Here is a 12,450-nt window from a genome sequence, read left to right on the forward strand (position 1 = left end):
ATAAACAAAATATCATCAAAATCAAAATGATTCTATCAAAGTAATACAGCAATCATTTAGTTTTTTAGAATCTTTTTCTGTAGAAGCCTCAGTATAACACCTTAATTCTGGAGCATTACCTGACGGCCTAAGATGAACTATATCCGCATTTTCAAAAGTAACACGAACACCGTCAGTAGTATCTATATTCTTAATAGCATTATTTCCCTCAAAATACTCTAATACAATCTTTTCTAAAAGATCTGATTTTCCTTTTAGGATAGCATCTAATATTTCTTGGCTTTTTTCTGTTGCAAAATCATCAATCTTACTGCTAGCTGTATATCTTGACGGTAAATCAAATAAAATCTCAGATATAGTCTTATCTGCTTCAATAGAGAGCATAAGTACTGCAAGCATTGGTATTACTGCATCTCTAGTAGGCAAAGCTTTTAACACCCTAGCTCCCATAAAAATATCTCCAGCTAATAGAAACCCTCCATTAGCCTCATAGCCAACCACCCCTGTTTGTTGTTGTGATAGCAGTGAATTCATTGCTGAAATCACATATGGTGAACCTATTTTAGTTCTAATAATATTTTTAAAATAACCTGCTTTCTCAACTATAGTGTTGCTACTTACAGGAGTTGCTATTGAGTCAGCCTGTAAATACCTAGCTGTTAAAACACCTAGTACATCACCTTTCAGCCAATTACCATATTCATCACTAACTAATGGCCTATCAGCATCACCATCAGTCGACACTATACAGTCTAACTTATTTTCATTAGCCCACTGCTTAGCAAGTTTTATATCTTCTGCACGTATAGCTTCGGTATCAACTGAGACAAACCTTTCAGAATATCCTAATAATATAACTACTGCGCCTAGTTTCTCTAAAATTTCTTTTAAGATCACTCTTCCAACAGATGAGTGTTCATAAAGCCCTATCGTTTTGCCATGCAAACAGTTTTTTGGTAAAAAATCTACATACCTATTTACATATTGAGAATGTGCTATGTCACAGCTTTTTGGTACTTCATACTGACATGATAACATCGCGTTTTGATCAAAAATTTCTTCTTTGACAGCAACTATTTGGTTAATAATCATCTGCTCATCAGCTTTAAGAACTTCACCATATGGTGTATTAAATTTAATACCATTTCTATCTTCTGGAATATGGCTACCTGTAACCATAACTGATGGAATCTGTTGCGACATCCCATACAGTACAACTGCTGGGGAAGGTATTTCACCACAATTTATAACTTCATAGCCACTATCATCAATCGCCTTCATCACAGCTTTAGCTATCCTTGGACTACTATCACGTAGATCATAAGCTACAGCAACTTTTACACCTCTTGTAAGGTTATATTTATCTTCCAAAAACTGAATAAAAGCTTTGGTATATAACCAGCATATCTTATCTGTCATAGCACTTACAAGTCCTCTGACTCCGCTAGTACCAAACTTAACTCCACTAGATTTAATTACATCTTTGATTATAACTTCTTCCATTTAAATCTCCTGAATTAAAAATTTCTATTTCTAAGGTTGAGAAAACGTCCTTTACATATTTCAAAAACCTTGACTGGATACTTAGTCAAGATACATAAATAATTAGCTTTTATTCCATTAACTTTAAAAGCTTTCATAGTTTCTTGATTGATAATTCTTTTACTCTTAAAGCTATCTGTACTTACACCACCTTCAAGCATCTTTATTATGCATTCATTCATATAGGAATAAGTAAGCTTATGGACTAATAAAAATCTTACAAATATCTCATAATCCGCAGCAATTTGAAAATCAAGACGATAGTTTCCGTATTTTTGATATATCGATTTTTTAACAAAAAGAGTTGGGTGTGGTGGCATTATGCCAAATTTCAATTTTTGTGGTGTAAACCTTTTAGCAGAATAATATCGCATAATTTTATTGGATCTGTTAACAAAAAGTAGGTCTGCGAAAATCATAGCAGTATTATTCTTTTTCATATTCTCAACAATTTTAGTGATAACATCGACATCAATATAGCAATCATCACTATTCAAAATACCAATGATATCGCCCGTTGCCAATGCAATACCTTTATTCATAGCATCATATATGCCTTTATCTGGTTCGCTAACTACTTTTGCTAACTTAGAAGAATAATTACTAAGTATTTCTTTAGTGCCATCATTACTTCCGCCATCAACCACTATGTACTCAATATTAGTATAATCTTGTGATAATACGGATTTGATTGTACTCTCTATCGTTTGTGCTGAATTATAGCTTACTGTAATTATTGATACTTTCACTCTTTAACCTTCTAAAAACCTTTTATATAATCCTAACTGCTTATCTATTATATATTCATTTTGATAGAATCTAGCTGTATTCTGCGCATTTTGGCTCATTTGTTGATAAGAACCATAATTATATGATAATTTTAACGTTTGAAGTAAATCATCTTTATTTGCCAAAAAACCATTAATTTGATCTTGAATAAGATCTTTTCGTGTACCGATATCAAACCCTATAACAGGAACTCCAAAACTCATAGCCTCAATTATAGTCAACCCAAATGTTTCATATAAAATCGAAGGTTGAATTAAATATTTAGAAGATGATATAAGCCCTAATGTTTCATTTCTAGAGCATTTACCTTTAAAAATAATATTATCTACGGCATATTCTTTAATCAAATCAGCTGTAATTTCTCCATCACCAACTATCGTTAATATATATTCTTTATCTAAGGACTTCCAAGCTTTCAAAAGTTCATATATTCCTTTTGACTCCTCTAACCTTCCTACGTAAATATAACCTTTTTTCTCAGCTAAAGAAGCTGGAATAAATTGAGAATTATTACTAATACTATTTGGTTTAAGTATAATTTTAGCTTCAGGTATACCCAGAGTCTTTACTTTTTCTTTTTGAAAGTTAGTCAGTACAAAAAAATAATCAATATGCTTAAACATCTTTAAAAATTTATAAAATCCAAATGCTAATTGTGCAACCACACTCTGCAGAGCTGATTTCCTATAGCATTTATTCTTAATTCCGAAGAATGGTATTTTACTTTTCACACACAATTCGCAGATACCATAGTTATCACGATAAAGTATACCAGATATACACCATAGCCTATAATTATGTAAAGTATGGATTGTTTTTGCACCAGCTCTTTTTGCCGCTTTAAATACACTAGGAGTTAATAGAGGAAAAAAATTATGTACATGGACAATATCAATACTATGCTCCCGCACAATCTTCTGAATATTTTTATAATGTTTTCTAGAAAACCATATTCCAAATAATAACTTAAATCTACTTATATCATCATTTGAAACATCATATGATAAAACATTATCAGCACCAAGTTTACTTTGCAAAGATTTAAACTCATTTTCATATACAATATCTTCACCACCAACGTTATTTGATTGATAGCGATTATGGACAATCAAAAGTTTCATATATAAGCATCAACCTGTTGTTTATCTTTAGAATCTATAGAAAATTCCTTAACACCCTTAATTAACTGAGTATATTTCTCAGCATCAATATCTAATATTACCCTTTTAATTTCATCATGATTTTCAGAGTTTACCCAATAACCATTTAAGCCATTGCTTATAATATCTCTAGCGCCACAATTTTTACTAATAACCACAGGAAGACCGAAGTACAATGCTTCTTCTGCAACTAGTCCCCATGGTTCTACATTACTTGGCAAGATAAAAATATCATGTGCCATAAACTCTTCTTTTAATTTTGTATTTTTTATGGAATCTTTAAAGATAATGTTTTTTTTAGCTAAACCTTTTAAATATTGCTTTTGGTCTCCCTCACCAATTATAGTTAAACTATAATCAGATAAACTATTAAAAATCATAATCAATGATTCCAAATTTTTTATTGCTGATAGTCTACCTACATATAAAAATTTTTTAGTATATTTTTTATGGTTATTGCTAAAATTAGGTTTATTGATTATACCAACACCCTTAGTTATTATTAACTCACCTTTATAACCTAGCTTTACTAATAACTCCTCATGTAAACTACCAGATACAAAGACTTTACTTATTCGTGATAAAAATATTTTTTTGATAAGAGCTTGCCTACCTGTCGCTTTACTTTCATTAATTGTTGATTCCAACGCCAAACAGTTCTTATATTTACTATTAGTAAAAACCAAATACCAAAATTCTGGTAAATCCCAACCACAGAGCAATAGTTTCTTATAACAAAGATTTTTTAAAACCTTCCTCAAACTTTTAAGATTAGTAAAAACTTTCCTATCTTGAAAGCTGCCACTATACAACACCTTATAGTTAAATTGAGCACGTTCTATAGCAACAAAATCATCAGCCCTTCTCTCGCTAGTATTTGATGCTATAAACACTACAAAAATATTTATTTTTTTTGCTAATTCATTATATAAATTAATTTTATAGAAAGCTGGTATATGAGTAACTATTATATAATCGTACATACCATTCTATATTCCTTTGAATTTAAATAACCACACAATCATCTAATACCCTCTAAGAAATTTACGGATTTTTACCAAAATAGAAACAATATAACTCTTTATTACAGGAATATAAGATAAACTATAAGACTTATTTATCAGAAATTTCTCTGTCATTATTTTATTTAAATTTTGCGATGAAATACCATCAAGATCATACTTGGAAATAGTTATATCCATATATTGAGATTTTTTATTTTTAGCAAAATATTGCATCGTAAAATCCTGATCACCACAAATTTTATACTCTAAATTATACCTAATTAACTTGTCTAACCTATAAAAAGTTGACTGGTGGCAAAGCATCATACCTTGTGCCATGGCCTTTAGATTTAATTTTTGTTTATATTTTAAAATTTTATGACCAATATCTGTATTACCATAAATAATATCAACATTATCATTAATTTTTTTTGTAAATATGCTTTCTAGAACATCATTAGAGTAAAAGCTATCGCCAGCATTCATGAAATTCAACCATCCACCCTTTGCTAGATCTAAGCCTTTATTCATCGCATCATATATACCACAATCTGCCTCACTAACCCACTTATCTATATATCTTTCATATTTTTTAATAATATCAAGCGTACCATCATTAGAGCCACCATCAACTATAATATATTCATAGTTTTTATAACTTTGATTAATTACGCTTAAAATTGTGTCTTCAATATTTTTTTGGGCATTATAAACAACTGTAATTATTGTTATTAGAGGATGACTACTTTTAGATTTTTTCTGATATGCAGAATCTGAATCAAACAAAATATACACTCCTGAACTTGAATAATGTAAAACTTTTTACTTCTTAGTAAATTTTGCTTTTAATTTAGTACCAATATATCTAAAAATTTTTACATACTCATTACGTCTTCTTATCATATTATCAGAAGTATATTTAACATAAAATTTATACATAAAAATATGCATTAGATCAAAGATGTTTTTCTTTAGCTTACCTCCAATAATATCATAAAACTCATTCATATAGCCACTTAGATCATGGCTTTTGTTATTCTCATGATGCCTAAAACCAGCAATATTACTATTACATATATGTAAATCAGCATGCTTTGCAAACTGATGCCACATAAAGAAATCTCCAGCAAGCTTATATTGAGCAAACTTTTGCATATCCATTTTATCTTGCAACGCTTTCGTCCAAAAAGTCGATTCTTGCTGTATCGATGGCAAACTAGTCCCATAAATACCTTTTAGGATTCTTTTCCTCGAAGGAATTAGTGGCAACATCGAATTTTCTATAATTCCTTCCTTATTATACCAAGTATTTTTAGCGTTTATCCACTGAGCTTTATCGCCATACTTTTTCATCTCTGCAGCAATTGCTTTAAAAGCATTAGGTAGATAAAAATCATCGGAGTTAATATAAGCAACTATCTGACCTGTAACTATAGATAAGCCTTTTGCTAGGGCATCATACATACCGTCATCAGGTTCAGATATAAATTTAATATCTAGATTATTACAATAAATATCAAGCTCACATTTATTATACCTATCAACATATTTTTGTATAATTTCACATGTACGATCTTTTGATTGACCATCGACAAGTATATACTCAATGTCAAAATCACCCCTTTGAGTAATCACACTAAGAATCGTTTCTTCAATATATTTTTCAGAATTATACGATACTGTAACTATAGAAAATTTCACTTTGCTTTCTTACCTTTAAATATTTAAATTATAAATACTATTTAAACTCATCGATTAAGCTTTAGTAATTGATAAAATATTTTCTTTACGAATTACACCTGCTTCAAATTTAATTTCAATATTAGAACTTTCTAGAGCACTAGTATAGCGTTTGTCACTAATATCATTTACACCCATTTTAATATAATACTGGCCATCATATACAGTACATTTAAATATATTTTTTATATGATAAGTCTCGTTTTTTGTTATACCCTCTATAATATTTTTTTCTGAAGAAGAATCTAATAAGGTAATTTTTTTACCTGTTATATTTGAGGCATCGAAAACAAGCTCAATCTTATCAAAAGCATTCTTAAATAAGATTTTAAACTCTAATATATAATCACAACCTGTTTCTAAAAAGCTTGTTTCATGCCCTTGTTGATCATATATAGTTAAATCAATTAACTTTATATTCTCATTATCCCATCGCACAATATCATTAGAATTATCTGTATCTTCAATATTTTTATCTGAGTCATTATTAGAGTTGATTTTACTAGCTTGTGAAATCACATTAGATTTATTATCACTAAATAATAACCTTTGATAAAAATGAGCTATTTCTCTTACTGGACCGTCTAGAATTATATTTCTGTCATATAATAATATAGCGCGACTACAAAACTCAATCATTAAAGCAATATTATGTGAAACAAATATTACAGTTGTACCACCTTTAAGTAATTCTCTAATTCTTATAAAACATTTATTTTGAAAAATAGAATCTCCTACAGCTAAAACCTCATCAACGATCAAGATCTCAGGTTTTATAGCTGTTGCCATACCAAAACCCAACCTTGCTCCCATTCCACTACTATAGTTTTTAACCGGCTGATCAATATGTGGACCAATTTCTGCAAAATCAATAATCTCTTTCGTTATTTTTTCTTTATCTTCATCTGCTATATTATTAAGTTCAAGGCTAAATTTAATATTCTGTCTCCCTGTTAGTTCAGGGTTCAAACTACCAGTTAATTCTAACATCGCATTAATATGACCATTGACGTGTATTCTACCTTTAGATGGTGTTACAACCCCTGCAATCATCTTTAACAAAGTTGATTTACCAGCGCCATTAAGCCCAAATATCCCTAAAACTTCTCCCTTTTTAATCTCTAAGTTAACATTTTCAATAGCACAAAATTTTTTGTAATATTTCTTTCTAGTTAAACTAAAAGCTTCTTTTACACGATCTCTAGCTCTATTATAAATTTTGTAATACTTTGAGACATTTTCAACTTTTATCGCAATATTTTTTTTCATTAAACAACATCTCCAAAATGCGGTGTTAATCTTTTAAATACTACTGCCCCAAATAATAAAATAAACGAAACCATAATCAAAAATATAACTGTTGCCATAGGCTGCTGCCAAAACCATATCTTATTTATAAAGATATCACGGTAACCCTGAATAATATAACTCATCGGATTAAAATCTAGTATAAACCTATACCTTTCTGGAACATTATTTGGTGACCAAAATACAGGAGTAAACCAAAAACCAAACTGTACTATAAGACCTATAACCTCTGAGACATCCTTAACGAAGACCCTAGTTGCCGCAGCAAACCATCCTAGGCCTAGTAAAAGAATAATATTGCACAATATATAATATGGAATTTGTAACCAGTAAATATTGGGATAAATACCGTTTAGAATAAAAATTAGCACTAAAAAACTTAACAGAACCAAATGAATAATAATACACGATAGTATGCTCACTAAAGGTAATATATTAACACTAAAAGACACCTTCTTAACTAAAAACTCATTAGATACCACTGACATTGTAGATTTGGTTAAAGATTCGGCAAAAAAGAACCATGGAATCATTCCTGTTAAAAGAAATAAAACTAAAGATGAACTGTCTCCAGATTGTGGACGAATTCCAACTGTAAAAACTAGCCAAATAACAAAAATAAAAACCATTGGTCTTATAACTGCCCAAACAACACCAAAATAAGAACCTAAGTACTCTTCTCTAAACTGATTATATGCTAAAACAAATATCAACTTACGATTGTTTATTAAATGTTTTATAAACCTATAAAACTCTTTAAAATATCTCATAGTTTACGGCACGTCCATTTATAATTATTAAGCACATGCTTATTTTAGCAAAATGGAAAAATAAACACTAGTTAAAAGAGCTAAAGCTGTCTTTTCGATTTCATTAGTTTGAGCTTATTTATCGGATACGTTATAAATCTAGCTAATTTATATGAAAAATCATTATAAAAAGATGTTATTTGCTTATCTTTGCAGTGTATTAAATACTGCTGATTTTTTATTGTATTTCGATTTTTAATATTACCCAACCTTAATAAATCAATATATGCAATATTCTGTTTTACGGTACTCTCATCAAAATAATCAAATAATACCTTCAATGTTTCAACAAAAGATGATATAGGTTTAAGCATTGATAAACCACCTTCATAGAAGTAACATACAGGTATATCTATGTTTTTAAAAGTATGGTTATTTAGATAACATTTTAAAAAAAAATCATAATCTGCAGATAGACGATATGCCATATTAAATTTATATTTCTTCAGCAATTCAGTTTTAGCAAAAGCTGCTTGATGACCAAATGGCATTTTTTTTGAAATATATTCAACACTTTCAGCAATCTCAAGCTTAGTCTCACTTGTCTCTTCATCAACAATATAACGAGAACCATAAAAAATATCATCCTCTTGATTAATACTCTTCATAATCAAATCAACTGTATTATTATCAATAAAAGTATCACCCGCATTCATAAAATTAATCCACCTTCCTGAGGCCTGAGAGACTCCCTTATTCATTGCATCATATATGCCATTATCCGCTTCAGATATAATTACATCGATCTTATCTTTATATTGATTAATTATCTCAAGAGTCTTATCTGATGACCCACCGTCAATTACCAAATATTCAATGCTAGAATATGACTGTTTGATCACACTCTTAATAGTTCTTTCTATAAAATTTTCTGCATTATATACAACTGTTATTATACTTATATCTTTTTGCATTGAATTTCCTAAGCCCTTATAAAAAAACTAGATATATATTTAAATATACGTCCTAATCTATATACATTTGTTATATAAATATCTTGAAGCTCCTGATCTCTGCTAAATAATAATTCTTGTTGAGACTTTATAGTTATATTTTGTGTAACAACTCCATCATTGTATATAGGTTTAAAGATCTTACTATTATATGCCACAATTTCTCCAAAGTGCTTTGATAAAATGTGTAATTGCTCTATATACGACCTAAATGTTTTTTCCTTTTTCACTGTCAAAATATCTATATCTAAATATTCAAATTTGAGTCCTGCTTTATAACACCTAACAATTAAATCATAGTCTGCCTCAAGCAAATAAGAGCAATCAAAAGAATATTTTTCAAATAACTTTTTTTTAAAAAAAGCTGTCTGCATTTCAAAAGGTTTACAATTATAAATTTCAGTATCTATAGCTAGGCGATTTTCTTCATTTAATAATTCTCTTTTAGGCAAAACTGATCCATAAAAAATATCTTTAGTCTCATCTATTTTGTCTAAAACCTTTTCAACCACTTTATGATCTTTATAAACATTTCCAGGTAATAAAAAAGTTAGCCACTGACCACTAGCACGTTTTATTGCTTCATTAATAGCTTTATATTTATTAGAAATATAGTTATTTTCGATTAATACATCCACCTTATACTTATCTAATATCCTAAGATTTTGATCTGTCGAACTAAGAGCTACAACAATGGATTCTATTTTATTAAAAACAGATTGATTAGCTATGCTTTGTAAAGTACTATTAATATTACTTTGGTCATTATCAGCAACTATAATTACAGTAATCTCTTTACTACTTAAATGCACCCTTTTATGATCCTTATAATATTCACTTATTTAAAAAATAATATCTCTTTGCTCAAATTAAGCAAGTATTATTAATTATTTATCTTATTAAATCATCTTTTTCAGTAATATTTAGAGAATTATAAATTTGTCAAATTTGATAAACAATATTGGTAAATCTTTAACTTAAAAAACTTAATAACATAGTTATACACTTATTATATGGTATACTTCCAATATAATACATATAGGTTAATTTATACATCAAAAAGTGAAGCTTAAAACAACTGTCTTATTAACGCTATCTTTAATAGATATTATTAAAGACATCCTGATTTTATTATTGATATCAACTTATAAAACATTCAAGAACATTATTATACCTAAAATTATTGGTTTTATTATAAAGCTCATAATTTTTCTCACTAAAATAACAGGAACCTACGCCTTAACAAGAAGAATTTACCATATAATATTTAAGAAATCTTCGTAAACCAACTTGCCAATCAATACTTTGTATATTGGTTAATTTGATACAACCATATTTAATATGGATAGAGCTGGTTTAATAAAGATACTGTAGGAGAAAGCCAACTCTCATTAACTTTCATCTGCATCGAGTAATTTTCTAAAACTTCTTTATAATCTGACTTTATTTGCTTCTTGTTAAGTATTTCTTTTAAAGCTAGTCTACAATTTTCGATATCTGAGACATGCCAAACATTATTAAACATAGCTGCAAAAGCTAGGTTACCAAAACACAAACATGGCTTATCATTTGAAGATGCTTCAACAAAAACACTGCCTGCATTAGATACAACAATTTGTGCTGACTCAATCAACTTCTTTTGATTCTCTTTTATACTAATAACTTTTACATCTGGTATCTGACTTATATATTCATAAAACCTTTTATTTTTATATTGAGGAAGAGATCTTATGAAAGAGTCTAATGCCTGATATGCCACTTTTTTAAACTGTGTTGGATGCTCTTTAACATATATTTTCCATCCTGAGGGCAATATTGACCTTAGAATCTTTAAATTATACAGTTGCAGTGAGTTTATCCCATCTGTAGGTGATATAGTACTTTCAGGCTCAAAATGTAAAGAAACTAAAATATACTTCTCATCAAAATCTGGAGAAATACACACAGATTCATAGTACTCAGCTAGTTTAGATAAATAAAATGGATAAAAATAAAGGTTATCGTAGATTTTCTTTCTTAACACTCTAAGTGACTGTGTAAAAGTTAATTTATTAAATACTCGAGTAGTATCAAACAGTAGACTACTAACATATTTTAACTTAGTTTTTTCTCGATCTTCAAAACCAGCATCCTTATACATTCGACTTTCTTTAACAGAACCATTATGAAAATCAGGTAGCACTTTATAAATTTCTTTGCTCTTTGTATCTATCAAACAAAATCTATGCATCCCTTCATTAGCAAATCCCATACATCTTTTATGCACAACATTTTTTACAATTTGAGAGTCCATAGCTGCTTTATTTAACATATAATCAGAAGAATAATGACTTTGTGTTATGCTATAAACAAAGGTTATATTCTTATCTCTAAAAAGATTTATAAAAAAGCTATAAACATCCATACCATATTCAACAGAGTATAAACTATAGTTAAACCTACGAGTAAATCTATTATTTGAAGAAAATGCTATACCTGTATCCATATTATCTAACATTTTAAAATCAAACTGATATTTATAATCAATATTTTTTATAGTCGTCTTAATACCATGTATATTATTTTTTAATGTCGTTAAACCGCCTATACCTAGATTTTCAAGCACAAACGGTATTTGATAGACAATTAATTCACAATCATCAAACTCATCTTGATATTGTAAAACATTATTTTCTTGGGTAGATACTAAATATATTTTGCCAATATTTTTATTTAAACGAACCTGACCTATAAAATCCTTTAGATTGACACCAATCCACTTACAGTCTATTAAAATATTTACTTTTTCCATTTTTAATAAGCAACAACAGCCAATACCTTATAGTATATTCACCAATATATAGATTATCAATATGACACTTGATCTACCCAGTCAATTTGAGACAGTTTTGCACTTCATTCTATCTTCATAATGAATTGGTGTCATGTAATTAATAGTAGAATGTTTCCTTTTTGTATTATAATACGCCTCAATATATTCAAATATTGAAGATTTAGCTTCATCTCTAGTTTGATACTCTTCATAATGAACTAACTCTACTTTTAAAGTTCCAAAAAAGCTCTCACAAGCTGCATTATCATAACAACCCTTACGCTTCATACTAAAAAGTAACCAATTATATTTTATGACTTTTGTGATCTAATT

11 protein-coding genes and 1 pseudogene are annotated in these 12,450 nt (G+C 28.8%); all 12 read right to left on the reverse strand.

Annotation, left to right across the window (positions count from 1 at the left end):
• Window positions 1-21: 21 nt before the first annotated feature.
• Complete coding sequence (locus ACR0PV_RS07815; RefSeq protein WP_488172549.1) at window positions 22-1,503, reverse strand: phosphomannomutase; 1,482 nt, start codon at window positions 1,501-1,503, stop codon at window positions 22-24.
• A 14-nt stretch (window positions 1,504-1,517) separates the two neighbouring features.
• Window positions 1,518-2,291, reverse strand: a complete 774-nt coding sequence (locus ACR0PV_RS07820; protein WP_488172550.1) for a glycosyltransferase family 2 protein — start codon at window positions 2,289-2,291, stop codon at window positions 1,518-1,520.
• Between the two features lie 3 nt (window positions 2,292-2,294).
• Window positions 2,295-3,452 (reverse strand): glycosyltransferase family 4 protein, encoded by a 1,158-nt coding sequence (locus ACR0PV_RS07825; RefSeq protein ID WP_488172551.1) that lies wholly within the window; start codon window positions 3,450-3,452, stop codon window positions 2,295-2,297.
• Complete coding sequence (locus ACR0PV_RS07830) at window positions 3,449-4,474, reverse strand: glycosyltransferase (protein WP_488172552.1); 1,026 nt, start codon at window positions 4,472-4,474, stop codon at window positions 3,449-3,451. The genes ACR0PV_RS07825 and ACR0PV_RS07830 overlap by 4 nt, the downstream gene beginning before the upstream one ends.
• Before the next feature lie 42 nt (window positions 4,475-4,516).
• Window positions 4,517-5,281 (reverse strand): glycosyltransferase family 2 protein, encoded by a 765-nt coding sequence (locus ACR0PV_RS07835; protein ID WP_488172553.1) that lies wholly within the window; start codon window positions 5,279-5,281, stop codon window positions 4,517-4,519.
• 36 nt (window positions 5,282-5,317) lie between these two features.
• Window positions 5,318-6,196 (reverse strand): glycosyltransferase, encoded by an 879-nt coding sequence (locus ACR0PV_RS07840; RefSeq protein ID WP_488172554.1) that lies wholly within the window; start codon window positions 6,194-6,196, stop codon window positions 5,318-5,320.
• A 54-nt stretch (window positions 6,197-6,250) separates the two neighbouring features.
• On the reverse strand, window positions 6,251-7,504 hold the full coding sequence (locus ACR0PV_RS07845; protein ID WP_488172555.1) for an ABC transporter ATP-binding protein: 1,254 nt from the start codon (window positions 7,502-7,504) through the stop codon (window positions 6,251-6,253).
• Window positions 7,504-8,313, reverse strand: a complete 810-nt coding sequence (locus ACR0PV_RS07850; protein ID WP_488172556.1) for an ABC transporter permease — start codon at window positions 8,311-8,313, stop codon at window positions 7,504-7,506. Before ACR0PV_RS07850 ends, ACR0PV_RS07845 begins: the two co-directional genes overlap by 1 nt.
• A gap of 80 nt (window positions 8,314-8,393) precedes the next feature.
• Window positions 8,394-9,266, reverse strand: coding sequence for a glycosyltransferase family 2 protein (locus ACR0PV_RS07855; protein ID WP_488172557.1), 873 nt, complete (start codon window positions 9,264-9,266; stop codon window positions 8,394-8,396).
• Between the two features lie 8 nt (window positions 9,267-9,274).
• Complete coding sequence (locus ACR0PV_RS07860) at window positions 9,275-10,117, reverse strand: glycosyltransferase (protein WP_488172558.1); 843 nt, start codon at window positions 10,115-10,117, stop codon at window positions 9,275-9,277.
• 524 nt (window positions 10,118-10,641) lie between these two features.
• Window positions 10,642-12,096 (reverse strand): hypothetical protein, encoded by a 1,455-nt coding sequence (locus ACR0PV_RS07865; protein WP_488172559.1) that lies wholly within the window; start codon window positions 12,094-12,096, stop codon window positions 10,642-10,644.
• 81 nt (window positions 12,097-12,177) lie between these two features.
• Window positions 12,178-12,408, reverse strand: a pseudogene (locus ACR0PV_RS07870) (IS3 family transposase); the annotation flags it as partial.
• Window positions 12,409-12,450 lie beyond the last annotated feature (42 nt).

This window comes from Francisella sp. AG1 (assembly GCF_057683165.1).